This is a genomic window from Actinobacillus equuli, from assembly GCF_900636745.1.
GTDB lineage: Bacteria > Pseudomonadota > Gammaproteobacteria > Enterobacterales > Pasteurellaceae > Actinobacillus > Actinobacillus equuli.
On sequence record NZ_LR134310.1, the window covers coordinates 934916 to 961872 of the forward strand.

The window sequence follows — 26957 nt, forward strand, 5'->3', positions numbered from 1 at the left end:
TAGCAAAAAAAATCAAAATAAAAGACAGTAGTGGTTCGAAGTGATTGATTTCCTAAGATTGGAACAACAAAGAAATTGAACGAACGAAATTGCTAGAAGTACTAACAAATCACACCATCAGACATGATGAATATTCTTTATACAGCCCTAACTTCCACCACAATTCCCCTCTATTTAAAATCTTAGAAGATTGTTTGAAAATTGGATAAGAAAGTTCGGAAACATAAGCTGTTTAGGTGATATTTGTCATTTTTTATTACACTTTGTAATGAATTCATACATCCACTAATTCCGACTAGTATTCATTCTCTAGCCTCCGTTATAATCAATGTCACCTTAAGCTAAGTTAATTCGATCAAACACAAGGATTGTAAATTATGATTACAGAGACCATCGGAACAAACATTAAAACATTTCGAGAGAAATATAAAATGTCTCAACAAGATCTTGCTGATAAAATGAATATCGCTCGACCTGTCATTTCCAATTGGGAACATGGTAAAACCGAACCTTCATCCTCTCAACTTCTAAAATTAGCGAGAATCTTTGATGCATCAACCGATAAGATTTTAGGTAATACATCGGGCAGACAAGACATTGTGGTAGTCGATACTTCTGCACTGATTAAGCGCCCTTCATTTACAGAAGAATTGCTAGCACAATTTGATGAAGTGATCATTCCTGATATTGTCATTTCTGAACTAAATTACCAAAAAGATAAAGGCAAAGATGGCATGAAACAGAATGCTTGGCTAATAATGGCTAATATTGACAAAATCAAAACAGCAGGAAAAAGTAATCTCGTTATCAGCAAAAATATCAAAACAGACGGTAATAACGATGAAAAAATTGCTGACATTGCGATAAGAAAAGCAAGAGCTAATCCAAGTGCTGATGTTTATCTTTTATCAGATGATATTTATTTTCAATTTTTAGCCTCACATACCAAAAATGTTATTCCAATTACGCCAAAAAATTATTTGCTCCAATTTGGTAATACAAACCAAGATATTGATTTGGTTAAGTCCATTGAATTTTTTGCATTAGTTAAAGCGAATAAATTGGCAGAAGTCAAAGTATTTGATCTCACCCATGTTGATATTAACCTACATGATCCTGACAGCGGATTTACCCCTTTGATTGCCGCAGTCAGAAATAGAAATTTGGAAATGATTAAATTCTTATCAGGATTACCAAATATTGATATGGATAAACAGGATAAATATAAATACTGTTTTTCTGCAATACACCATGCTGCACAACTAAAAGATTTGTCAGTTATCAAACTGTTAGCAACATATCAGACTGATATAGATTTGGGGAGCAGTGGTAAAAATGCAGGAAATACACCACTTATGATTGCTGCTTGGAGTGGCTTTAAAGAAGGTGTGGAATTCTTTTTATCGCAAGGCGCTTGTGCTAATCAGCAAGACAGTAATGGCTTTACGGCATTGATTAAAGCCTGCATTAAAAATAATGCTTCAATTATCAATCAACTGGCAGATAAAACGGACAAACAAATCCGTAGCCGTGAAAATAAGAGAGCAGTAGATTACCTTAATCCCAATAAAATCAACTACCAACAAATACAAAAATTATTTAAGGAAGCCAAATGATAGACCGAGCCTGTATTTCTTTAGGGGAATTGTGTAATTTGAAATGTGCATACTGCCATTTTCAAAATGAAGAAAACGGTAAATTAAGTGGTTTACGTCAAGAATTTACTGGTAATGAGATGATTGTTATTGCCGATAATATTTACCGTTATGTACTTGAAAATGATGTACCCATTTTCAAAATAGGTATTGTTGGTGCGGGTGAAACTTTGTTACAGTTTAAAAAAATTCACACGTTAATTAACTACGTTAAGGAAAAGCAATATACACGGTTGCAATTTTATACGATTACCAACGGCACAGTTTTCAAAAAAGACATGTTGGATTTTTTCTTTGAAAACCAATCACTTATTAAATTAAACATTTCGTTGGATGGATATGAAGAATTACATAATATTGGCAGGGAACGTTTTAAAGATGTGTTTAAAGGTATTGGTAAATATGAAATGCGTTTTAATCAAAAGCCGCCTATTAATTGTACCGTTCATCAAGAAACATTGAAGTACCGTGATGAATTACATGATTTTTTTGTGAACAATCAATTTAAAAACATTACTTTTTCTCGACTTTTTGATTCGCATGATGAAAATTTGGTCGTTTCAGCAGTGGAATTTCGTGATTTCTTAAATTCATTTTCAGGCAGCCAGCTTCAATTACGCCAATTAGATCCTAATAATCAGAAAAAGTATGATTGCACGATGTACGGTAATTTATGTGGTGTTGGTAGAAACAATATTTTTATTACCAAACGCGGCATTTATCCGTGTGGTAGATTTTACGGCAATGAGCAATATAACTATGGTGCATTTAATTTGCCATTAGATACAGTTGAACAACAAATGAAGCAGATGAAGCCGCTTAATGACGGCGAATGCTATTACGATAAATATGCAGGAAACAAAAAAGATGAAAATAGCAGTGTATGGCGTATCGAGATCGGGTAAAGATTACTTGCTTGAACGTGTCGTAGCACATTTGACCGCACAAGGAATATCTGCTGTCCACATTAAAGGTTCAGCAACATTAAATGAACTTTCCAATCAAGAATACGGTATTCCATTAAAGCAGGCTGATGAAGAAAAGAGAACGGTTTTACGCAATCATTTTATTGATATTGTGGAAAAAACTTCATTGACTCACGATGTGGTATTTGTAGATGGGCATTACGCATTTATAGATGAAACGGGTTTTAACACAGTTTTTACAAAAGCCGATAAATACTGTTATGACCATTTTTTCTATTTGGATACTTTAACAAAAAAAATTGTAGAATTTTCTAGAAATGATCCTCGACGACCTCAAGATCTAACAATACAAACAGATAAAATTGCTGCTTGGAAATGTTTTGAAATAAAAGGATTAGGAGCTGCTTGTGATGAGTTAGGCAAAGAGTTGATTATTCTAGATGAAAATACACAAAATTGTATTCAATTTATTACGCATTGGATAACAGATTTCAGTAGATTTGATTATCCCAGCATTGCAAAGCAACTTGTTAATCAGTTTTTAGAAACCAATAAGAAAAAACATTCTGTGGCTGTTTTATTAGATTGCGATAATACTTTATCGGAAAACGATACTACTTATGATTTCTGTGATTTTTTGAATATAGAAAAATCTGCACTGAAACTGATATTTGCAGGAGATAGATACAGCAGTTATCAGTTTTTTCAAGTACAAAATCTGTATCAACAATTTAATAGTGAAGAACTTGAAGAAGCCGTTAAATACGCTGTTCCTAAAATCCAAATCAGTAATAAAGTATGGACATTTGTCAAACAGCAAAATACCAAAGCGTATATTTGTGCTTTAACTTCTGGTGTACAGAATATTTGGCAAAATAAAGCTGATGAACTTGGAGATATAGATAACGTATGGGGCAATGTAACCGATAAAACACAAACATTTTTCGTTACACCGTTATTAAAGAAACACATTACTCTTGCTTTTAAAGCCCGTGGTGTTCAAGTCATTGCTATTGGAGATTCTGTAATTGATATACCAATGTTGAAAGTTGCCGAGCAGGGGTATATTGTCGCCCATAAAAAGCTGAACCAAGCTGTAAGTGAATATTTTTTACGTAATCCCAACTCTCAAATCAAACAGATTTTTGCAACACAATGGCATTATCCTATCAAACAGCTTTTTTATAAGGAAAACTAAAAAATGGGAATTTTTATTTTACAGGAACATTTAGCAGACAATGAAAGCCATTGGATTGAGCGATGTAAAAGCAGTTCAATGGAAACAGGTTATAGGTTAAGGCAAGCACATTATGCTTTGGGTGTACATATGGGGAGTGCTATCTATACCACTAATCCCAACCAATCAAAGTTTGCTGTTTGGATATTGATGCGTGCAGGTTTGCCTTTTGGTTTGGGGATTGCTGATGGCTTGGAAGAGCAAGGATGTGATGTTGCCGTCTATTTTATTGATAAACAAATAGATAATGATACGTTGGCTTCCGTAAATACTAGAACTATTATATTAGCAGATGCGGTTATCAATTCAGGCAAAAGCATTGAACGTATTTGCACAATATTGCCTGAAATTGTTAAGCAATCTATGATTGTTGCTACAACTGTTATGCCAAGTAATGCTGTTTCACAGTTTGAACATTTTAACTTGATGACTGTGCGTGTATCGTCTAATCAATATCAAGGGGCAAAAGTTAATACCATTCAAAATGGTAAAGGTCCTGATACAGGGGATAGATTATTTAACACATTGTGATTTCAATGCTGTCTGAAAAACTTTCAGACGGCATAATCTTTCCTATAAGTAGTCAATAAATGGACTGCTTTTACCCAAAACATAAAATTCAGGTCAATTTCAATCTACTAAAAGAAAAAATGAAAACTGTCGCCCTGATCCTTTACCCACATTTCAGCTTATTTCATTTTGCCGTGCCGCAAATGGTATTTTCCGCAACAGGATTGGCAAATGAACCGTTATTTGATTTGAAAATTGTGGCGGAACAACCTGAAATCTCGCTTTCAGGCGGTTCAGTAGTGCAAGCCGACAGTGATTTAAGTCTGCTTGAAACCGCAGATATTATTATTGTCCCCACTTGGAATGATTTTGATGAAAAACCAACAGCGGCATTGCAAACGGCGTTGCAACAAGCAAATGCCCGTGGCGCAATGCTTGTCGGGTTGTGTTTAGGCACTTACGCCTTGGCATATTCAGGTTTATTAGATGGCAAACGGGCGGCAACCCATTGGATGGGTGAAGCAGATTTTCATCAACGTTTTCCACAAGTGCGGTTAGATTTGAACGCACTTTATGTGCAACAGGGCAACTTGATGACATCCGCCGGCACAGCGGCTGGGCTGGATTGTTGTTTGGCAATTGTGCGGGAAATTTATGGTGTAAAAACGGCTAATCATTTAGCTCGGCTTTTTGTTACGCCGCCTCATCGTGAAGGTGGTCAGGCACAATTTATCGAACAGCCCGTCCCACGCAAAACACCTGATGAAAACATCAACGAACTGCTGGACGACATTCGCAAAAATCTGCAAGCGGTCTATTTTATTGATGAAATTGCAAATCGCCTGTCAATGAGCCGTAGCACCTTTACTCGTCATTTCCGTAAAGCCACGGGGCAATCCTTCGCACAATGGTTGATTGACAGCCGCTTGCAAAAAGCTCGTGATTTACTAGAAAGCACCACTCTATCGATCGAACAAATTGCAGAACAAATCGGCTTCCAAAGTGCGGTCAGTTTCCGACAACATTTCAAACAACGCTTCCACGTCAGCCCAAATGAATGGCGGAGGACTTTTGGGGGGTAAAAATTTAATTACTGTGCTATCTAGTACTGTTTTTAGGACAATAAAAATACGAAAAGAGCGAGCTACGCTAGTTCAAATTGCAAGTAATATCTTCAGTAAAAATTAGTCCCTTAATACAATCATTAATAATCGTAAACATATCTTTGTTCACATCTAATTAATTCCACCAACGTTTAAATTCAAACATAATGCGACCATGTAACAAATATTCCAGCGTGCATGCATACAATATGAAAATACCGAATATCGCAACAGCTATAGCACCCAACCGCCATAAGATGGACGTTTTGGTGTCAAATATTCGACAGATAAAATATATAGCAAGCGGAATGTAAACAACCAATTCAACCAACATCAACATCACAAATAACATGCCCATTTTTATGTCCCTTAATTTTAAATCGATAATTGAATAATATACTAACACCACAAAATGGTACCTAATATACATACAGTTTTGAGTAATTCAGAATAATCGGCATGTCAGCACTCTTCTCTAATAAGGCTAACATCTCACTACTAGCACTAGTGCAATTAATCTCTGCCGTAGCTTAGATTATAATGTTTCGTGTTAAAATTCTGATTATGGGCAGATACCAAGCAGAAAAAGAGATTTACAGAACATTAGGAAAATTAAACCGCTTGTAAATACCTATCAATAAAACCATTCATTACTATCGAACGCTTTTGTTCATTAGTAATGGACGGTTTTGTTTTTTAATGTACAACATAGCAAACCAATAAACGTAATTAGAATAAGTATCTGTTTTGTGTGCTGAGTCACAGCCTAGTGCCTTCTAAGTGGTTGTAGGTTTTCAGTTCATACCCCACACTTTGAATAGAGCATTATTTGGCTCTAGGAATCAGCGCTGATAGAACACAAAGTCAAACTCATGCCGTCTGGAAGTATTTTCAGACAGTATTTCCATTCTACAAGCGGTTAAATTTCCCCAATATTTTACGAGTTCATTTACAAATCTAAATTTATAGATATAATATTCACATCAAATTTTGGAGCGAATATGGAATTAGTCGAAATTTTTAAAGTATTGGCGAATGAACATCGCTTACAAATGTTGCGTTGGATTAAGTCGCCCGAGCAACATTTTCGTGGGGCGGAGTTTACTGCTGATGCGATTGCAGCTGATGGTGGCGTGTGTGTGCAAGCGATTACGATTAAGTCGGGTTTGGCGCAATCCGTAGTATCAGGTTATTTAAATAGTCTGAAAAAAGCTGGGCTAGTGGAAATAAGCCGTTCAGGCAAGTGGACGTATTACCGCTACAATGCTGAAAAAATCGAGCGATTTCTAACCGCTCTTCGTGTTGCGATTTAACTGAAAACGCCGTTATTTGGCGTTTTTTTAAAGCCAAGACATATCTATATTTTTAGATTTAAAGAAATAAGGATTCATTATGAAAATTGAAATTTGGTCTGATTACGCTTGCCCATTCTGCTATATAGGCAAACGTCATTTGGAAGTAGCATTGAGCCAGTTTGCCCACGCTGAGAACGTTGAAATCGTACATAAAGCTTTTGAACTAGACCCAACTGCGTCAAATGAAGTTACCACGACAACACAGCAACGTATTAAACGCAAATACGGTAGAACACCTGCAAATGCGAGAGCATTTATCCGCCACGTGGAAGCCACAGCCCAAAAGGCTGGTTTAGAGATGAAATACGAAACGGTGCAAAACACCAACACTTTTGATGCACACCGTTTGACCAAATTAGCAGAAAGTTTAGGCAAAGCCGATGTGATGAACGAGCGTTTAATGTACGCTTATTTCACTGAAAATCTGGCTCTTGCGGAACGTAAAAATTTAGTGAAATGTGGCGAAGATGTCGGTATTAATCGTGAATTGATAGAAAAATTATTGGACTCTGACCAGTTCGCTAACGAAGCTCGCCAAGACGAACAAGAAGCCCGCCAAATTGGCATTCAAGGCGTGCCCTTTCTTGTGATTGACGGCAAATTTGGCTTATCAGGCGCACAACCTGCAGACTATATGTTGCAAGCCCTAAACCAAGCGTGGAACGAGCAAGCCGAATCTGAGATCACCGCAGGAATAGCGTGCGGTATTGATGGGTGTAACTGATGGCAAACATTCTTATTCCACATTGCGAACCGCTTGTTGTGCCGTCTGCAAAAAATCCTGAAAATCCTACCGCTTGCGTAATTTTCCTACACGGCTTAACCACCAGCGGTTTGCAATTCCGCCCTGTTGCCGAGTATTTAGCGAAGTTGTTGCCGAATGTAAAATTCGTTTTGCCTTCTGCCCCTGTGTGGTTCGTCAAATGGGCGAACGCCCCCGTTTCGGGCTGGTACGATTTACTAGGCGATAATTTTCTCGTTGAAGAAGATGGAGAGGGCATTCAATGTGCGGTCAATTATGTACATAAATTGATCGATGAACAAATCGCTCAAGGCATTCCAAGCGAACGGATTTTTTTGAGCGGTTTCTCCCAAGGCTGTGCCATATCACTGCTAGCTGGCACAACCTACTCTAAACCACTAGGCGGCATTGTTGGCTTATCAGGCTATCTTCCGTTAGCTAACCAATGGCAAGACAGCGGATATTTTACGCCGATTTTATGGCTACACGGAAGCCAAGATCTGCTGATTACGCTCACGCAGATTGAGCAAGGCAAGCAGATGCTAGCGAAAAACCGTGATTTCACTTTCAAGATTTATCCTATTGAACATTTTGTGGCAATGCCCGAAGTGGAAGAAATGGGGAAATGGATTCAATCAAAACTTTAATTTGGAGAAACAATGACTTTAAATAAATTCATCAAAACCGCTATTACAACAGCAATGATGGCAACTTTTACTCAAGCAGTAATAGCTGAAACGGCGCATACTCACACATCTACTACACAAGCAAATGAACAAGTTGCAGGGTTTTACCGAATGCAATTAGGCGATTTATTAGTTACTGCGTTATATGACGGCCCTGTGAACGTGCCACATAAATGGATCCACGGCATTTCAGCAGATGAAATGCAAGCGGTATTCGACAAAATGTTTTTACCACGCACTGCAGACGGAATTCAAACAGCTGTTAATGCATTTTTAATCAAGCAGCCTTCAGGTTATACCCTCATTGATGCAGGAGCTGCAAAATGCTATGGCGATACGTTAGGTCATATTGTTGAAAACTTAAAAGCATCAGGTGTTCAACCTGAAGAAGTGAAAAACATTGTGGTTACGCACTTACATTCTGACCACGCCTGTGGTGTGGCAACCACCGATGGTAAAATGGCATTTCCAAATGCAACACTTTACGCGCCGAAAAAAGATGCAGATTTTTGGTTAAGCAAAGAAATTGCAGCCCAACAGCCGAAAGAAGTACAAATTTTCTTTGATTCGGCTCGCCAAGCGGTAACGCCTTATCAAGCAGCAGGACAATTTAAAACATTTAATGAAGGTGAAAACCCTATTGAGGGCATTGAAACTGTACAAGAATTCGGACATTCACCAGGTATGACAGGCTATTTAGTTGGTTCAGGCAAAGATCGATTGTTGGTATGGGGCGATATTATTCACAGCCATACGATTCAGTTAAAAAATCCTGATATTTCAATGGAAGTAGATAGTGATGAAAAAGCAGCGATTGCTACCCGTAAACGCATTTTAAAACTGGTGAGTGAAGGGAAACTTTGGGTAGGTGCAGCACATATTCCATTCCCAGGAATCGGACATATTGTGAAAGAAGAACAAGGGTATTCTTGGGTGCCAGTGCAATACTTACCTTTAGAAAATCAATAAGATACAAGCGGTCTTTTTTTGCAAAAAAATAGCAAAATTAGACCGCTTGCCATAAGGAGAAAAAATGCAAACACAAAAATCCATTGCATGGTTTATTTTTGCAGGACTGTCAGCAAGTTTGATTTCTATCGGCTTGGCACGTTTTGCTTATACGCCACTATTACCGTTGCTAATTAGTGAACAATGGTTTTCAGCTTCAGATGCAGCTTATTTAGGTGCGGCAAATTTAGCTGGATATTTGATCGGTGCGTTATCTGGGCGACCGATGGGAAATGCCTTTTCTAACAAGCAAACATTACGTGTAATGATGCTGTTAGTTACACTCTCATTTTTTGCTTGCGCCTTCCCGCTTTCAACTGCTTGGTATTTCGTTTGGCGATTAATTTCAGGGATTTCAGGTGGTGCAATTATGGTATTAGTTGCGGCAACTATCACACCACACGTACCTGCAGAACGCCGTAATCTTGCTAGCGGTGCAATCTTCTTAGGTATTGGCTTAGGAATTTTCGCTTCCGCTACCATCGTGCCAATGTTGATTGATTTAGGGCTAAAAACAACGTGGTTTGGCTTGGGTGTTTTTTCTACAATTTTAACCTCGCTGAGTTGGTTTAATATTCCTGATCCCGTAGCAAAAGTACAAGAAGTGGGTAATTCCCCAATATCAGCATCGGTTCAACAACACGCTCCCGAACCTAAATCTATCTTTCTCATTTTATACCTACAATACGGATTGATGGCTGTATTTATTGTTGCACCAGCCGTATTTATTGTGGATTACATTGCACGAGGCTTACAATTTGGCGCTGGAACAGGCGCACTATTTTGGGGCCTATATGGCATCGGTTCGATGATTGGGCCACCACTTTATGGATATTTCGCCGATAAAGTTGGTGCAAAACCAACTTTACGCACGGTACTAGCGGTCGAATTTTTAGCTATTTTTGCATTATGTGCCACAGAAAATATCATTGTAATGGCGATACTTACGGTTATCATCGGTTCATTTCCACCAGGTATCGTGCCATTAATGCTTGCTCGCATTTTTGAAATGACCTCCTGTCCACGGCTACGCAACGTAAACTGGAGTAAAGCTACCATTTTCTTTGCATCTGCTCAGGCATTAGCTGGTTATGGTTTATCCGCTGTATTTAGCGCCACCCACAATGACCACCGAATTCTGTTCATCCTTGGTGGCATCGCATTACTAATCTCATTAAGTATGGAAATACTGTACCGTAAAACACAACAAGTGTGATTGATTTTCCCCAACATTTTAAACAACGCGTCTAAGTCAGAAATGAATGGAGGAATGTTTGGGAAGCATGAGTAAAATAAAAACTAACATAGCAAGCGGTCGTAAACTCCCAACAATTTACGACCGCTTGTATTTTAGAATCGACTCAAATCCAACCCACCTGCTGTTTTCTCATTCGCTTTGAGATAAGCAGGGTGGGTTTCGATTTGTTCTAGGTAACGGGTGATATTTGGGTAATCCGCTTTGTTCACATAGTTTAAGCCCCATTGTAGTGGGAAACTTAATGCAAAATCTGCGCCGGTGAGTTGTTCGCCTACGATCCAAGTTTTGCCTTCTAGCGATTGTTCTACGTGATTGAAATATAAGCCGACTTGTGCGTTGGTGTATTGGGCGAAGTCGCCTAAATCACCTTTCTTTGAGACTAACGCTAACAAATTCGCTGAGAACATTGAGGCTGAAATCGCTAACCAGTAAACGTAGTTAGAATAAGCGTCCGTTTTATGGGCTGGGGTGAAGCGGTTTTCAGAATCATAACGGTCAAGCAAGTGTTGGATAATCGCATTGCCTTCCGCTAACACTAAATCGCCGTCTTGTAACACAGGGGCTTTGCCAAGTGGGTGTTGTGCTTTCAGTTCTGCTGGTGCGAAACCTGTACCTTCTAAGCGGTCATAAATTTTGAGTTCGTAATCCACACCTAAGGCTTCAAGTAGCCATACGATACGGTGTGAACAAGATTGTTTTAGATAATGTAACGTGATCATATTTTTTTCCTTAAGTAACAGGGAATGTAAAACTTCTATAACTTATAACCTGCTTTAATTTATAAGTTTTTCTTCAAAGTGTTTAAAGAAAATAGATTATTATAAATTTATCTTACATAAGATATAATTTCTCACAACTCAAAAGACACTATTTCATAGGAGAAATTATGAGTTTTCAAAAAGAGCAAATGCAACGTTTTCAAACTGCCATTAACACTGCTGATGAAGCATTAATGTGTGAGTTAGTAGCTGACGATGCCCCATTTTATACACCAATGTCTCCTGAACCAATGGTTGGCGGAAAAGGTTATCTGGCGATTGTTCATTTATTCCGCCAAAGCTTCCCTGATGTTCAATGGCAAGCCGAAGCAATGGTCGAAGAAGGCAATATCGTTGTGGTGCAATGGCTATGCACAGGCACTCACTTGGGCGATTTTATGGGTAAAGCCCCTACGGGGAATAAATTCGCAACACGCATAATGAATTTTTATTACTTCAATAAACAAGGCAAAATTATCAACGATGTAGCAGCAGAAGGCTTAATCAAAATCGTTGAAGCTGTCGGTTTGTTAGGTCGCTAATTTTTTTGTAAAGTTTGAGCGATATTCATAAATTGGCAAAATTTCACGAAAATTCGACCGCTTGTTTACTCGCCATATAGACAAAATACCGCCTGAAATATCAATCTCAGGCGGTATTACTTTCTTCCAATAGCGGTAAAACTTTGCAAAATCTAACCGCTTGTCAGCGAATTAAGCAATACCATTTAATAGTACCGCACGCCCTAGTGTTGCATTCAAACGCATTGATTTGATTTTTTCGTATTCAGGGCTGGTGTACCAAGCTCGGGCGGCCGCCATATCAGGAAAGCGTAACACTACGGAACCGTCAATTTCCGCACCCTCAAGGGCTTGACATTCACCGTTTGCCACCAAAATCTCGCCACCATACGGAGCCAGTGTCGGCACGCCTAGTTGTAAATACTCATCGTAAGCGGTTTGATCTTTCATTTCGTCACGAATAAAAACCACATAGGCTGTCATTGTTAATTTCCTTATAGATCAAAGAGTTGTATCACATTCACGTGTAAACGCACGTCCACGTTGCCACGGGTTGCATTTGAGTATGGGCAAGTTGCGTGGGCTTTTTCGATTAAGGTTTTCGCCTCTTCTACGCTTAAGCCTTCCACGGTAATGGTGATGTCGATCTCAAAGCCGAATGCACCGTCTGGTTTTTGACCGATACCCACGCCAACAGTCGTTGAGTGTTTAGTCGGTTTAATGCCTAGCGTTGGGGCAATGTGGATAATCGCATTGTCAAAGCACGCTGCGTAGCCCATTGCGAAAAGCTGTTCTGGGTTCGCACCCACTTTGCCACTTTCGTTTTGGAAGCCGACTAAATCTAATGCGAGTGAACCGTCATCTACTTGTGTGCGACCGTCACGACCGCCTACTGATGTTGCAGAGGTTTTGTAAAAAATTTTCATTGTGTATTCCTTCTAAATAAAGATTAAATATCTAATGGTTTCCAGTCTTGACCTTTCACAGGTGGCAACCACGCACCGCCTTGTTGAGATAAGCCCCACAGAATGTCTGGCATACCGTATTGGTCGGCACGAGTTGGATCAAGCTCGGTTGCGATTTCGCTATCACGGTTTTCTTTCAATAAAGTCGCAATGTTTGGATTGACCATTACCGCTTTACCTAAGCCGATAAATTCCGCCCAACCTGTTTGGAATGCCGCTCGGATTTGCTCACCTGAAAGTAAGCCTCCTACACCGATTAATGGCAATTTGCCGTTAATGCGTTCATGAATAAGTTGCATACGAGTGAGGTTGGTATCTGCACCACGACGTGCTTTTTTGTCAAATTCGTGCAATGAAACATGTAAGTATTGCAATGGTTTTTCCACTAACGCATCAATTAAAGCGAAAGTATCTGCCATTGTTAAGCCATTTTCGCCTGGTTCTTCTGGCGAGAAACGGTAACCCACGATAAATTCAGGTTTTGCATATTTCTCTTTTAATGCAATAACTGAGTCCACAATCGCCAATGGGAAACGTAAGCGTTTTTCAAGGCTACCACCCCATTCATCTGTACGGCGGTTAAATTCGCCCGAGAAGAATTGTTGGATCAAATAACCATTCGCACCATGAATTTCTACGCCGTCAAAGCCTGCTCGGATCGCCAATTCAGCTGCATTGGTATAAGCTTGAATTAATTCAACCACTTCGTCTGCAGTTGCTGCTTTTGCACCGCTTTCAGCGTGGTCTGATGCACTAACTAACGCTTGTCCGTCTGTTAAATTGGCTTGTGCATTCACGCCACCGTGATGAATTTGTAAAATTGCTTTGGTACCTTGCGCTTGCAACACTTTTGCCGTTTCACGCAAGCTGTCTAAGTGGCTATCGTCAAGGGCTTCAGGTTGTCCTACAAAGGTTTTACCATTTTTCGCCACTAACGTAGCCGCTGTGATAAACATCCCCATATCCACCGCACGGTTGCTAATAAAAGTACGTTCTTGCTCGCCTAATGTACCGTCTTCGTTTGAACCGAAGTGAGTCATTGGTGCAACCACTAAGCGGTTTTTAATTTCTACGCCATTGTTTAATGTATAAGTTTGAAAAAGTGAATTCATTATGTTCTCCCATTAATTCTTACCAATGTAGTACCGCACTTTCTTCAACCGGTACACGACCTAAATGATGTTTATTTTGCATTGCATCCCAATCAGGGTGACCAAACGAAATGGCGTGCAATAATTTATAATCACTTGAAATACCTAACTCTTCACGCACATCATCCGCAAACATTGCTAACGCTAATTGCGGAATACCGCCAAAACCACGAGCGGTTAAAGAAAGTAAAAAGGTTTGTGAATACATACCAATATCAGACGCAATGTTTACATCATGATTGTCCACCGTTGGCATAAATAAAAATGCCATATGCGGTGCGCCATAGCCGATAATGTTGTCATCGTAAACCACTTGGCGGCCTGCTTTGTCTTCACGAGGGATGCCGTAGCTGGTGGTAAAAACGTGTTCATATTGGTTACGCCAACGTTTTTCGTAATCACCCAAATACTTCGCTTGGTTAAATTCAAAATCCGCCGTGTTGCGACCTGCGGCAAAACTGTCTTTAAAACGTTTAAGCAAACGTTGCAAAGTCTCACCTGATACGACATGTACTAACCAAGGCTGAGTGTTACATGCAGAAGGGGCATTTTGTGCATCCGCTAACACTTGTTGGATTTCCGCTTCTGTCATCGGGGTAGGCAGAAATTTGCGAATGGATTGACGTGTACGTACGGTGGTTTCAAAATCTAACATAACTTACTCCTGAATATTCGTTGAGCTGACTTAAGCCTGCGTTGTAATAAAGTATGAATTTAATGATGATTATTCTACGTATTTCTTTCAGAAAGCAATATCGCATTTCTCTAAAATTCTTGCCTATTTATCTAAATCTTTAAAAGTGCGGTCGGTTTGTGTAAAATTTTGGGTAAATTTAACCGCTTATCAGTATTATCATACGTATATCAAGTAATAAGTATTATAGAATTTCTCTAAATTTTATGCCTGATTCTACAAATCTTTATTTTGCAGTCAGATCATAGTTCTAATCTTTGGTGGCGTAATACCGCAATCGCATAAGAAGGATATTTATCGACAAAAAGAAATTCAGGATCTACGCCGTATTGTGTTTTAGCATAATGCAAAATCGCTTGTCGTTGATTCATACCAAACTCCTTACGATACTATTGTTTGTTCGAGATGAAAAAATGCCGCCTAAAATTTCAGGCGGCATTTTATTAATTACAAGTCAAAAGTTTGCATCACATTCACGTGTAAACGTACATCGACATTGCCACGTGTTGCGTTTGAATATGGGCAAGTTGAGTGTGCTTTTTCGATTAAGGTTTTCGCATCTTCTAAGCTCAAGCCTTCCACGGTAATGGTGATGTCAATTTCAAAGCTGAATGCACCGTCTGGTTTTTGACCGATACCCACGCCCACTGTTGTTGAATGTTTCGTTGGTTTAATGCCTAGCGTTGGGGCAACGTGGATAATCGCATTGTCAAAGCACGCTGCGTAGCCCATAGCGAAAAGCTGTTCTGGGTTCGCCCCCACTTTACCGCTTTCATTTTGGAAACTCACTAAATCTAAACCAAGCGAACCGTCATCTACGCGTGTATGACCATCACGACCGCCTGTTGCTGTTGCTGATGTTTTGTAAAAAATTTTCATAATATTGTCCTTGTTGAAGTATTGTCTGAATGATGACTATTTTATGATTTTCATTTGCTAAGCGGTATCATATTTCTTTAAAATTCTTGCCTATTTCTACAAAGTTTATTGCCATGTGGATATTTCTATCCATTAATAACCTTTATTGTAATATCTAAATGATCTACTCATAAATGCTAATGTTTTTTTAAGTAAAAAAATTATTTAATTGCTTGAAATTCCGTCTGGTCATACCAATATAGAATACAATCATACTGTATAACAGGAAGTATTATGCCAAAAACAATTTTATCAGCCTTAAACCAGCTTATAGCTAACGATGTAAATATGCCTAAAGGGTGAGCCGAACGAGCTAGAGATAGTCAAAATTGGTTACTAAGCAATATAAAAAGATTCGAACAAAATAAAGAATATTTGTATTTTTGTGATGGTTTCAATTTGCATTTTGGTTCATTTTCTAGAAAAACTAAAATTAGACCGATCGATGACATAGATTTAATGATTGGATTGAATGGTCATAAATTATACTGGGAGGATAATGACAGGGATTATAAAGAATGTAGTATTTATTTGAAAAGTTATGAAGAACCAGAGTTATGGCGACAATGTTTGAATGATGATAATTCCTTAAATTCAACAAAAGTTTTGAATATATTCAAATCAGCACTAAGTAATATTTCACATTATAGTAATGCTGATATTCATAGAATGCAGCAAGCTGTAACTTTAGAGCTTCCTTCTTATGAATGGAATTTTGATTTAGTACCTTGTTTTCATACAACATCTAATGTTTATCTAATACCAAATGGTTCAGGTAAATGGATGAAAACAAATCCAGAAAAAGATAAGGAGCTTATTACTTCAGTAAATCAAAAGCATTCGGGAAAATTTTTAGAACTTGTCAGATTAGTAAAGTATTGGAATAGTAAGTCTTTTGCAAATAAATCGAAGTTTCAGTCATCTTATCTACTCGAAATAATGTTGGCTAAATATTATGATCGCCTATATTGGTTTTCTGATCTAGAAACTGAGTTTAAAAATTCTTTAACATATTTGTATTCAGCCCTTGATATAAATATAGCAGATCCGAAAGGAATTGAAGGGAATATTAATAGATTAAATGCTAATGAAAAACTAGTGTTAAAGAATCGTATTTGTTGTGATTTGATAGAACTAACTAAGGCTAATGAATCAGATAATATAATTAAAAAGTTTGATTATTGGAAAAATGTTTTGGGTCAAAATTTTCCTGATTATGAGGTTTAGTATGGTGGATATTTTTAGTAAACAGAATGAAGAATGGTATTTGAATAGACTAGTGGCTCAGAGGGTTAAATATAGTGAATCTAAAAATTTTAGAATATGTGAAAATGTTTTTTTGATTATTGCTATTCTAATTGAATTACTACAATATTTACCGTTTACCAATATAGCTAGTATTCAAGAAGTATACTTCAATATAGCTGCGACATTTTTCATCGCATTATCTCTTGTTATGGGGTATTGCGCAACTAGTCGTCAAGAATATGCCGCAGAGATACAACAAGAATTTGATTGTAGCTTATTTAATATATCTTATAGTGGACTCAAGAAATTTATAGATGATGATATTAATAAAATAGTAATTAAAGCTGAAAAAAGAGATTATTCAATCAAAGAACAAGTAAGAAATTGGTATTCAGATTCTATTTCTAATTTTAACTATCCCTATTCTGCATTAGCATGTCAATATCAAAATATAGGTTGGAATAGGAATCTCTCTCAGAAATATTTATCTTTTTTAAAATGGATTTTTTGTTCTCTTGTAATTATTATTCTTGCAATAGGATCTTATTCTTTCTTTAATAGCTTAATTAAAATAGATTCTTTGACTATAAATAACCTTTGGGGAGGGGGAATTATTGCCTTTGGTTTATTGAAACATCTAGGAGGCAAGATTTTTTCTCTAGGAAAATCTATAAAAGATAAAACTGAGTTTTTAGAACAAGAGAACAATGTATTTAGTAATATTAAGAATAACGATATTAATCAAGTTCCAGAAATTTTAAAAAGAATTCAAATGAAGATTTTCGAATTCAGAAAAAATGATAAACCAATTCCAGATATATTTTATAAATGCTATAGATTTAAAGAAGAAGTTAATTCACGTAAACGTTTAGATGTTCAATAAATATATGGACAGGGATTATCCCTGTCCTTCCTTATATCTTATTTTTTCAAACCTTGGTACGCATCTAGCATGCTATCTGCCGCACTTGCGATAAATGCCGTATCTGCACCGAGAGCAAAGAATGATACGCCAAGATCTGCGTAGTGTTTTGCTTGCTCTGGAGTAGCTGCGATTGTACCCACCGGTACGCCTAATTCACGAATACGCTTGATCGCATATTCCATTTTTGCCACTACGTCCGGATGCAGAATATTTGGACCTAATCCCATATCCACCGCTAAATCCGCAGGGCCTAAGAAAATCGCACCTACGCCTTTGGTGCTTGCGATAGCATCTAAATTTTCCATACCTTTTAGGCTTTCGATTTGCAACATAATCATTGATTCATCATCAATGCGTTGTTGATAATCAGGGATACGCCCAAAGCGAGAAGCTCGTACCACGCCTGCCCCCATACCACGTTTACCTTCAGCCGGATATTTCGCCCAACGAATGATTTGTGCCGCTTCTTCGCCACTTTCCACCATTGGTACGATAATGTTTTGAATCCCTGAATCCATTAACTGCTTGAATGTACCAGCGGTTGCTTCACCAACACGTACCACAGGTGTCATTTCATAAGGAGCGATCGCTCTAGCTACGTTTAAAATGGTCTGAATGTTGTACGGACCATGTTCCGCATCAATGAAAAGCCAGTCATAATCCGTGGTCGCAAGCACTTCCGCCACATCGGCTGAGGTGGTTTCTAACGCCACGCCATACTGCATTTTGCCCGCTTCGATGTTATGTTTTAGGTTGTTATATAAAAAATCTTTTACCATTGCCATTGTTTGCTCCTTATAGCATTTTTGCTAAATAAACTTGTTTTCCGACCGCTTGGATTAAGTCGATTTGCGACTTCGTCCAGTTTAAATCTTCTTCCTCATCTTTATAATATTCTTTGATAAGGTCGTAAGAGGTAATATCTAAATAACCCGCATTTAAAACGTCTTCAATGATTGGTAAGCCGTCTAGTGAGGCTTTTAAATCGTATGCTAAGAAGTCTTCAATATCGTTGAATATTTGGCGAGCGGGAATTTCGTCTTGGCGAATTTCGCCGTCTAAATCTAAAATGCGATTATGGAATTGAGCAATAAAATCCAATTCGGATGTACCGTGTTCCGCATATTTTTCTGCAAGCTTGGGAAATCCTTGGCTAGCAAATACGCGTGACATAATTTGATGATTAAGCGCATTTGCAGTAAGTTGTGTAGAGATATGTTGTAAAATTTCAATCGTTTTTTGTACGTCTTTCATTTTGTTTCTCCTTGATCACACGATAAATTCATTGCGTTTGAAACTGTGATTATCTTATGATAGCTTTTGTTTTACAGGTATATTATTTCTCCAAACAACTTGCCTAATTCTCCAAAAATGCAAATTATTGATAAATTATTACCGCTTGTACCGAAAAACCAACTTTGGCAAACACCCATTAAAGGGCTTGTCATTCAGCACGCTGATCGCCCAACGCCTGTGGCGAACACAATTCTTGAACCTCGCATTTGTATTGTGTTGCAAGGCGAGCGAAAAATTTGTATTGGCGATCAATGTACACTATTCAGTAATCAACATTTTATGTTCTGTCCGGTAAACGTGCCATTGTCGGTAGAAGTGGCGGAAGCAAGCCCTGAAAAGCCCTACTTGATGATGACGATGAAAATCGACCTAAACATGGTGGCAAGTATCGTGCCACATATTCCAAAAACTATTGCAAAACATCAGCCAAAATCGACCGCTTTCTTACAATGGCAAATGGAAGAAAATTTGCTGGCTCAGTTTGAGCGTCTAATTGATTTGCTCAAAACGCCGGAAGATATTGATTTTCTTGCACCGCTCATTCAACAACAAATTTATTATGTTCTGCTAAAAAGCGATCAAGGGCAGAAATTACGGGAATTGGTACAAATAGGCAGCCACACAAATCGAATCGCTCAAACCGCACTTTGGATCGAGCAACATTTGTCTGAACCGTTACGGGTAGATGATTTAGCGAAACAGGCGGGAATGTCGGTTTCAGGTTTTCATTTACATTTTAAAAAAATGACCAATATGTCGCCGTTACAATATCAAAAATCGCATCGCCTACTGACCGCACAAAAGCTTATTCAAACCAAGCAAAGCAATATCGCTAATATTGCTTTCCAAGTCGGTTACGAAAGCCCAAGTCAGTTTAGCCGAGAATATAAAAGACATTTTGGGGTAAGCCCGAAAGGGGATGCGAGATAGTGTAGTTTTGCTATTCAGTAACAAACAACAAGCGGTGGTAAAATTTTAGGAATTTACCACCGCTTGTATAACCTGATTAGCGAGACTTATTTTACCCACTCAACGACATCAGTCATTGGCTGGCGAGCTTTCGGGAATGGTTCCATACCACGATAACCAAAAGCAGCCATTACACTCACTTTGAATAGGTTTGGATCAAACAAACCGGCATCTGCCAGCATTTTATTCATCTCTTCTACATGGAAACCTTCGATCGGCGTACTGTCGATACCAATCATTGCAGCAGAAGTCATCATATTTGCTAATGCAATATAGCTTTGGCGACAAGCCCAATCGTAAAAGCAAGTAGGATTATTCGCAATCGCAATATGTTCCTCTGTGAAATCTTTGTAGAAAGTATTACGTAAATCCACCACTTCTTTTGGTAAATGATATACATCATTCATAATATATTGTGTGTAATCGCTACCTTGTTTCAGCGTATTTTCTTGGCGAACAAGGAACACGACAAAATGGCTACAATCCGTTGCTTTATCTGCTGCGCCCCAAGCATTATCACGAATCAGTTCACGAATTTTACGGTTTTCAATGACCAAAAATTTCCAAGGTTCAAAACCAAATGAGCTTGGCGATAAACGGCCTGTTTCTAAAATGAATTCAAAATCTTCCGTACTAATTTTTTTAGTCGGATCATATTGTTTACATGCGTGACGGAAATGAAATGCGTCTAAAATTTCTTGTTTAGAAATTGCCATTAAACTTCTCCTTAAAATAATTCGACTACGTTAATATCAAGTGATTGACTAAGTAAATCCGCAAATTTTTCAACCGCTTGCGTAAAGTGAGCTTGTTGTGTGTGAGTTTCTAAATCCGCCATTGACTGCCACTGTTCAACAAAAGCAAAAGTATTCTCTTTGCCGGCAACAGTACCAAGTTGGTAACTCACACAACCTTTATCTTGGCGAGAAGCCTCAACCAATGAATTAACCAATGTTTTAAATGTATCAATATGTTCCGGTTTAACTACCGCAACCGCATAAACTGCAATCATCATATTCTCCGAGCAATGTAAATGAATTAAGGCTGGCTAGTTTAATGTTTTTATATATTGAATAGAATAATCTATAATAGGAATTTATCTTCCAAAAATGGAAGGAACATTAATGGGGGATGATATGGATTTAAATGCAATTAGAATGTTTATTTGTGCGGTACAAATGGGCAGTTTGTCAAAAGCAGCTGAAAAATTACAACTGCCTCTTTCTACCCTAAGTCGTAACATCAGTGAATTAGAAAAGAACTTACGAATTCAGCTTCTTGAGCGAGCTAAAACCGGCGTTACGCCCACTGTTGCCGGTCAAAAATTTTACGAGCAAACCTATCTCAATATGGAAGCCATTTTAGAGGCGGAACGTAATCTACACCATGATGAACAACAACTCAGCGGTCTACTAAGAATTACCACGCCACCTTCTTATTTTCCTGCGTGGAAAATCATTCGAGACTTCCAACAACGTTATCCAAATGTTCAGATACAATGTACCGCCAGCGAACGTATTACCGACTTTTTTGCTGACGGTGTTGATGTCGCTTTTCGGTTTTATCGAGAATCGGACGATCGAGTAATCGCCAAAAAATTAACGGAAGTTGGGCAAATATTGGTAGCCACCCCTGCATTTTTAGCCAAGTTCGGGGCACCTAATTCCTTGGAAGAATTACAACATTTCCCTCTCGCAGGCTATGGAGAAAATGGAAGATTACGACTCGAAAAAATGTTTTTACAACAAAATATTGAGCTTCCCGCCTATTTTGTTAGTAATGATTTTCAAGCGATTTTGGAATATGCACTGCATGATTGTGCTATCGGCTTTTTGCCCCCTTATTGTGTAGAACAATATCTTACATCAGGGCAATTAGTTGAAATTCTGCCTAACGAGCCTAAATACCAGCATCAAATGTACTTGGTTTACCCCTCTCATAAACATCCTTCCGCAGTATTAAAGGCATTTGTGAAGTTTTGTTTAGCCGATAACAAATGTGGGAAATAGAAACAAAAATTTTGGATAGGTATGAAATGCTATACAAGAAAATAGTTCTTTCTTAATACGGTTACAAAACAATAGAGGTAGGCAATTCTCATTAGAGAAACCTACCATCTATAACTATATTTAATTGCTTTTCTGTTTACTGAAACGAGAGAATATACAAGCGGTTAAATTTTACCAAAATTTTGCAAAAAATTAGGGAAATTCATCCACTTAATACGCTGTATGTATTTTTAATCATTTGTAGAATTACTAATAAATACCAAACAAACTAAATATTGTAATAACAATAACCGTAGCAACAATCGGCAATAAGAACGAGGTTACCGCAATCTCTAAATACGATTCTTTATGCGTCATGCCGGTATTACTTAATAATGTAAGCACCGCTCCATTATGGGGCATAGTATCCAAACCACCTGATGATAAAGATGAAATACGGTGGAACGTTTCTGGTGAAATATTAGCTTGTTTAGCAATAGCAAGATATTTCTCACCTAACGCTTCCAACGCAATCCCCATCCCACCGGATGCTGAACCGGTCGCGCCAGCCAAAACGTTAACCGCCACGGAAATCGAAATAAGCGGACTACCCGGAATGTTAAGAATCATTGTTGTTAAATGTTCAAACCCAGGAGCCATTCTGACCACACTACCGAAACCAACTGCAGCAGCCGTATTGATAATTGCTCCAACCGCACCGTTAGCCCCTTTACCAATAGCCGGAATAAATTTATCTCGTTTATTCCAATTTAAGACAACAGCTAATGTTATCCCTGCAATTAATGCTAAAACAATATTCTTAGGATCATTACTTTTTAGTCCAATCATTGCAGGAACAAAGTTCAAAACACCAATTACACTGATAAGCGGTAAAATAGCAAGGAGAGGGTTTGGTAGCTTTTCATTTTCAACTTCTCCTGCGTGGGAATGTGGTTCAGTGAAAAAAATTCCATTCGCTGCATATTTTCTACGGCGCATTTCGAGATATGCGACGCCGCCAAAGAATAAAACCGCTGAAGCAATAATCCCCATAATCGGAGCTGCCATCGCATCTGTCCCAAAATATCTGGTCGGAATTAAGTTTTGAATTTGAGGCGAACCCGGCAAAGCTGTCATTGTAAAGGTAAATGCCCCACATGCTATCGTCCCCGGAATTAAACGACGCGTAATATTCGCTTCTTTAAATACAGCTAAAGCTAAAGGATAGACGGCAAACACAACCACAAACAGACTGACACCACCATAAGTCAACAAAGCACATCCTAACACGATCGAAGCAATCGCGCTTTTTGATCCCAGTGCTTTAGTCAACCATACTGCGATTGATTTTGCTCCCCCGCTTACATCCATTAAATTGCCGAAAATAGCACTGAGTAAGAAGGCAGGGAACCATGCTTTAACAAAATCAACTAAGCCGTTCATATAACTGCCTAAATATGCATCCAGAACGTTTAGATCTCCGGTAAAAGCAACTATCGTTGCACAAAGTGGAGCAATCCAAACAATAGAATACCCTCTAAATGCAAGATACATGAGCAATACTAGCCCGATAAAAATCCCTAATAAACTAAACATAGATACTCCTTGTTTACTGATTACGATGGCTTTTATTTCAAAATTTAGTACATCCTTGTACTACATATATTTAGCCAGCAGTCCATCCACCATCGACCGATAAACAAGTCCCTGAAATTGACGCAGCAGCATCAGAACAAAGGAATTTTACAAACTCACCAATTTCTGTCGGCTCAATTAAACGCTTAACCGCCGCTTTTTGTAACATAATTTTACTGATAACATCTTCTTCCGAAATACCATGGTGAACAGCCTGATCCGCAATTTGTTTATCAACAAGAGGTGTTCTTACATAAGCAGGGCAAATTGAATTCACCGTAATACCATAAGCACCGCCTTCTAATGCAGCAACTTTGGTTAAGCCTGATAAACCATGTTTAGCGGATACGTAAGCAGATTTAAAATCAGAAGCAACTAACCCATGAATTGAATTTAAGTTGATAATTCGTCCCCAACCTTTCTTCTTCATATTTGGCCACGAATAACGCGTTAATAGGAATGGGGCGGTAAGCATTAAATTGATCATGAAATCCCACTTATCTTCCGGAAATTCTTCAATCGGTGAAACAGTCTGAATTCCGGCAACATTTACGAGAATATCTACTCCACCCAAAGTATCGGCAAAATCAACTGCTTCTTTACAGCCTTCTCGTTTAGATAGGTCTGCCACAACAAAGCTTGCATTAATTTTTTCCGCTTGTTCTTTTAAAAGCGCTTCATTGACATCAACCATCAATACCTTAGCTCCTTCATTTGCTAAAGTTTGACTAATTGCTAATCCAATACCACTTGCTGCACCTGTTACTAAAGCAACTTTATTATTTAACATAGATGTCTCCTTTTAAATTAAGATGAGAGAAAATAAGGTGTGCTACATTCAGCACACGCTTTGAATTAAACACGTTCAACAATCATGGCAATCCCTTGACCGCCACCAATACATAATGTTGCAAGTCCTAGTTTTTTATCTCTAGCATGAAGTGCATGAACCAAACTTACTAAAATTCTTGCACCACTCGCGCCAATCGGGTGACCAAGCGCAATTGCACCACCGTTAACATTCACCTTTTCCGGATCAAAATTCAGTTCTTTTCCTACTGCAAGGAATTGAGCCGCAAATGCTTCATTTGCTTCAATTAAATCAATATCATCTAAGCTCAGCCCTGTTTTTTCCAATACTTTTCGCGTTGCCGGAACAGGTCCCATTCCCATAATTTCAGGCGCAACACCACCGCTGGCATAGCCTTTTACACGAGCAAGGATTGGTAAGCCCAATGCTTTTGCTGTTTCCTCTTCTACAATAACAAGTGCAGCAGCACCATCATTGATCCCTGATGCATTACCCGCAGTAACTGAACCTTCTTTATCAAATGCTGGACGTAAAGCCGCCAATCCTTCTAAAGAACAATCTTTTTTTGGAAATTCATCGGTATCAAAGACAAACTCTTTTTTCTTCACTTTTACTGTAACCGGCACAATTTCATTTTTAAACGCACCCGCTTCAATTGCTGAAACCGCTTTTTGTTGAGAAGCCAATGCTAATTCATCTTGTTGTTCACGGGTAATGGCATATTTTTCCGCCACATTTTCAGCAGTAATGCCCATGTGGTAGTGATGTTCGGCACAAATCAATCCATCTTTTAAAATGACATCTTGCACTTTATTATCACCCAAGCGATAACCCCAACGTGCTTTACTATCTAATAAATACGGGGCTTGGCTCATATTTTCCATACCACCGGCAATAATAATCTTTGCATCCCCAGCCAAAATAGCTTGTACTGCTAATGCCACACTTTTTAAACCTGAGCCGCACACTTTATTTACTGTATATGCACTAACGTCCTCGCTAATGCCACTTTTTAATGCAGCTTGACGAGCAGGGTTTTGTCCTAAACCCGCCTGTAATACATTCCCCATAATAACTTCATCAACAGTGGTAATATCAATCCCTGCCTTTTCAATCGCATTTTTTATGACTATTGAACCTAATTCGACTGCACTTACATTTGCTAAAGAGCCACCAAAGTTACCAATAGCTGAACGTACAGCACTTGCAATAACAACATTTTTCATATTCATACCTCACTAAGAAATTTATAAAAAATACAAACCAATTACGAAAATAGGTGTAGTAAATATTAGAGCTGTCATGCAATAACCCATAATATCGCGGACACCTAATCCCGCTATACCTAATGCCGGCAACGCCCAAAACGGTTGCGCCATATTTGCCCACATATCACCATAAGCAATCGCCATTGTCGCTTTACCTAAATCTGCCCCTAGAACCTGCGCTGCGGGAATAACAAATGGGCCTTGAACAACCCAATGGCCACCGCCGGAGGGAACTGCAAAATTAACAAATGCAGAACTAAAGAATGTTAATACCGGGAATGTGTCTTTATTCGATACGCTCACAAAAAACTCAGTAATCATTCCACCAAGACCAGAGTGTTCCATCATTAATTGCATACCCGCATAAAATGGAAATTGGATAAGAATGCCAGCTGTACTTTTCGCAGCATTAGTAATTGCTCTTACATATGCTGCAGGCGAGCCGTGTAAAAACATACCAAGCATAAGAAAAATAAAGTTCACTGTATTAATAGTGAGATTAAACCCTCTCTCATAGAAATACATGGCAAGATAAGTAAACCCTGTACCAGCAATGAGATAAGCAAGGATTCGGCTTTCTTCAATTTTTTCTGCGATTGTTGCGTTCGAACCTAATGTTTTGCTGAAATCAGGATCTGATGCAAGTAACGAAGGATCAACCGTACGCACTTCATTTTCTTTCGGCATCATGAGCTTAGTAATGAAAGGCAATGAGATGAGTAACATGACGATAATGAAGATGTTATATCCCGTAAGTAGAGTTTGTGTTACTGGGATTACACCATTCAGATAAGATGAAGAGGTGATAAAATGGGAGATAGGGTTATTCGGTGTTGCCGCTTGTAATGGCATTGAGCCAGAGAAACCACCGCCCCATGTCATAAAACCGATATATGCACAAGCGATCAATAATGCATAATCAGTCCCTTTAATTCTACGAGCAACTTCTTTGGCAAACATTGCACCAACAACAAGACCAAATCCCCAGTTAATTGCACAAGCAAGACAGCTCATAAAAGTAACTAGCATAACCCCTTGTGCAGGGGTTTTTGCTATAGATGCAGTCAAGTTTAAGAAACGGCGAATTTGAGGTGCAGATGCTAAAGCGTTACCTGTAACAACGACCATAGCCATTTGCATACTAAATGCTAGGAGATTCCAAAATCCGTTTCCCCACATATCGATTAATTCGAGCGGATTATGATCCGTTAATCCCCAAGAACAGAAGAAAATGACTATACTAAGTAATACAGCAAGAACAAGAGGGTCTGGCATATATTTACTTACTATTGTAGTCATTATGCGAGATACTCGACTAATCATCTTTTCC

General features: G+C 38.5%; 30 protein-coding genes. 15 read left to right on the forward strand and 15 right to left on the reverse strand.

Features of this window, described 5'->3' with window-relative positions; translation table 11 throughout:
- Positions 1–377: 377 nt before the first annotated feature.
- The 10 genes from EL121_RS04295 to EL121_RS04340 all read left to right on the forward strand — a co-directional run bounded on the left by EL121_RS04295 (position 378) and on the right by EL121_RS04340 (position 10438).
- Entirely contained in the window at positions 378–1616 is a 1239-nt protein-coding gene (locus EL121_RS04295; protein WP_039197958.1) for an ankyrin repeat domain-containing protein, read from the forward strand.
- A complete protein-coding gene (locus EL121_RS04300) occupies positions 1613–2560 on the forward strand; it encodes a radical SAM protein (protein WP_052190396.1) in 948 nt (315 codons plus the stop codon). Before EL121_RS04295 ends, EL121_RS04300 begins: the two co-directional genes overlap by 4 nt.
- On the forward strand, positions 2523–3779 hold the full coding sequence (locus EL121_RS04305; protein ID WP_039197960.1) for a haloacid dehalogenase-like hydrolase: 1257 nt from the start codon (positions 2523–2525) through the stop codon (positions 3777–3779). Before EL121_RS04300 ends, EL121_RS04305 begins: the two co-directional genes overlap by 38 nt.
- A gap of 3 nt (positions 3780–3782) precedes the next feature.
- A complete protein-coding gene (locus EL121_RS04310; protein ID WP_052190397.1) occupies positions 3783–4349 on the forward strand; it encodes a uracil phosphoribosyltransferase in 567 nt (188 codons plus the stop codon).
- Positions 4350–4468: 119 nt separating this feature from the next.
- A complete protein-coding gene (locus EL121_RS04315) occupies positions 4469–5410 on the forward strand; it encodes a GlxA family transcriptional regulator (protein WP_039199057.1) in 942 nt (313 codons plus the stop codon).
- Positions 5411–6432: 1022 nt separating this feature from the next.
- Entirely contained in the window at positions 6433–6744 is a 312-nt protein-coding gene (locus tag EL121_RS04320; protein ID WP_039197964.1) for an ArsR/SmtB family transcription factor, read from the forward strand.
- Positions 6745–6823: 79 nt separating this feature from the next.
- The gene (locus tag EL121_RS04325; RefSeq protein ID WP_039197966.1) at positions 6824–7510 is read left to right on the forward strand and encodes a DsbA family oxidoreductase; all 687 of its coding nucleotides are present in this window, start codon (positions 6824–6826) and stop codon (positions 7508–7510) included.
- A complete protein-coding gene (locus EL121_RS04330; protein ID WP_039197968.1) occupies positions 7510–8175 on the forward strand; it encodes an alpha/beta hydrolase in 666 nt (221 codons plus the stop codon). The genes EL121_RS04325 and EL121_RS04330 overlap by 1 nt, the downstream gene beginning before the upstream one ends.
- A 12-nt stretch (positions 8176–8187) precedes the next feature.
- Complete coding sequence (locus EL121_RS04335; protein WP_039197970.1) at positions 8188–9183, forward strand: MBL fold metallo-hydrolase; 996 nt, start codon at positions 8188–8190, stop codon at positions 9181–9183.
- A 64-nt stretch (positions 9184–9247) separates the two neighbouring features.
- Entirely contained in the window at positions 9248–10438 is a 1191-nt protein-coding gene (locus EL121_RS04340) for a YbfB/YjiJ family MFS transporter (RefSeq protein ID WP_039197972.1), read from the forward strand.
- 134 nt (positions 10439–10572) lie between these two features.
- Here EL121_RS04340 and EL121_RS04345 read toward each other — a convergent pair whose 3' ends face one another.
- A complete protein-coding gene (locus tag EL121_RS04345) occupies positions 10573–11199 on the reverse strand; it encodes a glutathione S-transferase family protein (RefSeq protein ID WP_039197974.1) in 627 nt (208 codons plus the stop codon).
- A 167-nt stretch (positions 11200–11366) separates the two neighbouring features.
- Here EL121_RS04345 and EL121_RS04350 point away from each other — a divergent pair, with 167 nt between their 5' ends.
- Entirely contained in the window at positions 11367–11780 is a 414-nt protein-coding gene (locus EL121_RS04350; RefSeq protein ID WP_039197976.1) for an ester cyclase, read from the forward strand.
- A 171-nt stretch (positions 11781–11951) separates the two neighbouring features.
- Here the strand turns inward: EL121_RS04350 and EL121_RS04355 are convergent, their stop codons facing one another.
- From EL121_RS04355 to EL121_RS04375, 6 genes are all read right to left on the reverse strand, one after another.
- The gene (locus EL121_RS04355) at positions 11952–12242 is read right to left on the reverse strand and encodes a DUF1330 domain-containing protein (protein WP_039197978.1); all 291 of its coding nucleotides are present in this window, start codon (positions 12240–12242) and stop codon (positions 11952–11954) included.
- Between the two features lie 11 nt (positions 12243–12253).
- Positions 12254–12685, reverse strand: coding sequence for an organic hydroperoxide resistance protein (locus EL121_RS04360; RefSeq protein ID WP_039197980.1), 432 nt, complete (start codon positions 12683–12685; stop codon positions 12254–12256).
- 23 nt (positions 12686–12708) lie between these two features.
- Positions 12709–13836, reverse strand: a complete 1128-nt coding sequence (locus EL121_RS04365; RefSeq protein ID WP_039197982.1) for an NADH-dependent flavin oxidoreductase — start codon at positions 13834–13836, stop codon at positions 12709–12711.
- A 19-nt stretch (positions 13837–13855) separates the two neighbouring features.
- On the reverse strand, positions 13856–14530 hold the full coding sequence (locus EL121_RS04370) for a nitroreductase (protein WP_039197983.1): 675 nt from the start codon (positions 14528–14530) through the stop codon (positions 13856–13858).
- A gap of 281 nt (positions 14531–14811) precedes the next feature.
- The gene (locus EL121_RS11700; protein ID WP_269419886.1) at positions 14812–14940 is read right to left on the reverse strand and encodes a hypothetical protein; all 129 of its coding nucleotides are present in this window, start codon (positions 14938–14940) and stop codon (positions 14812–14814) included.
- A gap of 76 nt (positions 14941–15016) precedes the next feature.
- The gene (locus tag EL121_RS04375) at positions 15017–15448 is read right to left on the reverse strand and encodes an organic hydroperoxide resistance protein (RefSeq protein ID WP_039197986.1); all 432 of its coding nucleotides are present in this window, start codon (positions 15446–15448) and stop codon (positions 15017–15019) included.
- Positions 15449–15886: 438 nt separating this feature from the next.
- On the opposite strand from EL121_RS04375, the gene EL121_RS04380 reads away from it, so the two are divergent.
- Positions 15887–16714, forward strand: a complete 828-nt coding sequence (locus EL121_RS04380; RefSeq protein WP_164997537.1) for an SMODS domain-containing nucleotidyltransferase — start codon at positions 15887–15889, stop codon at positions 16712–16714.
- Position 16715: 1 nt separating this feature from the next.
- Positions 16716–17618, forward strand: coding sequence for an S-4TM family putative pore-forming effector (locus tag EL121_RS04385; protein ID WP_039197987.1), 903 nt, complete (start codon positions 16716–16718; stop codon positions 17616–17618).
- A gap of 38 nt (positions 17619–17656) precedes the next feature.
- Here EL121_RS04385 and EL121_RS04390 read toward each other — a convergent pair whose 3' ends face one another.
- Both EL121_RS04390 and EL121_RS04395 read right to left on the reverse strand, forming a co-directional pair.
- A complete protein-coding gene (locus EL121_RS04390) occupies positions 17657–18445 on the reverse strand; it encodes an HpcH/HpaI aldolase family protein (RefSeq protein WP_039197989.1) in 789 nt (262 codons plus the stop codon).
- A 10-nt stretch (positions 18446–18455) separates the two neighbouring features.
- Positions 18456–18914, reverse strand: coding sequence for a ferritin-like domain-containing protein (locus EL121_RS04395; protein WP_039197990.1), 459 nt, complete (start codon positions 18912–18914; stop codon positions 18456–18458).
- A 117-nt stretch (positions 18915–19031) separates the two neighbouring features.
- Here EL121_RS04395 and EL121_RS04400 point away from each other — a divergent pair, with 117 nt between their 5' ends.
- Positions 19032–19886, forward strand: coding sequence for an AraC family transcriptional regulator (locus tag EL121_RS04400; protein ID WP_039197992.1), 855 nt, complete (start codon positions 19032–19034; stop codon positions 19884–19886).
- A gap of 86 nt (positions 19887–19972) precedes the next feature.
- On the opposite strand, the gene EL121_RS04405 is transcribed toward EL121_RS04400, so the two are convergent.
- Positions 19973–20641 carry an NAD(P)H-dependent oxidoreductase gene (locus EL121_RS04405; RefSeq protein WP_039197994.1) on the reverse strand — a complete coding sequence of 223 codons (669 nt, stop codon included), beginning with the start codon at positions 20639–20641 and terminating at the stop codon, positions 19973–19975.
- A gap of 11 nt (positions 20642–20652) precedes the next feature.
- Positions 20653–20940, reverse strand: a complete 288-nt coding sequence (locus EL121_RS04410; protein ID WP_408608510.1) for a putative quinol monooxygenase — start codon at positions 20938–20940, stop codon at positions 20653–20655.
- A 94-nt stretch (positions 20941–21034) separates the two neighbouring features.
- Between EL121_RS04410 and EL121_RS04415 the strand changes: the two genes are divergently transcribed.
- Complete coding sequence (locus EL121_RS04415; protein WP_081978373.1) at positions 21035–21934, forward strand: LysR family transcriptional regulator; 900 nt, start codon at positions 21035–21037, stop codon at positions 21932–21934.
- A gap of 249 nt (positions 21935–22183) precedes the next feature.
- On the opposite strand, the gene EL121_RS04420 is transcribed toward EL121_RS04415, so the two are convergent.
- The 4 genes from EL121_RS04420 to EL121_RS04435 all read right to left on the reverse strand — a co-directional run bounded on the left by EL121_RS04420 (position 22184) and on the right by EL121_RS04435 (position 26950).
- A complete protein-coding gene (locus EL121_RS04420; protein ID WP_039197998.1) occupies positions 22184–23509 on the reverse strand; it encodes a GntP family permease in 1326 nt (441 codons plus the stop codon).
- A 70-nt stretch (positions 23510–23579) separates the two neighbouring features.
- Positions 23580–24338 (reverse strand): 3-hydroxybutyrate dehydrogenase, encoded by a 759-nt coding sequence (locus EL121_RS04425; protein WP_039198000.1) that lies wholly within the window; start codon positions 24336–24338, stop codon positions 23580–23582.
- 65 nt (positions 24339–24403) lie between these two features.
- Positions 24404–25585, reverse strand: coding sequence for an acetyl-CoA C-acetyltransferase (locus EL121_RS04430; protein WP_039198002.1), 1182 nt, complete (start codon positions 25583–25585; stop codon positions 24404–24406).
- Between the two features lie 21 nt (positions 25586–25606).
- A complete protein-coding gene (locus EL121_RS04435) occupies positions 25607–26950 on the reverse strand; it encodes a TIGR00366 family protein (protein ID WP_039198004.1) in 1344 nt (447 codons plus the stop codon).
- Between the last annotated feature and the right edge of the window lie 7 nt (positions 26951–26957).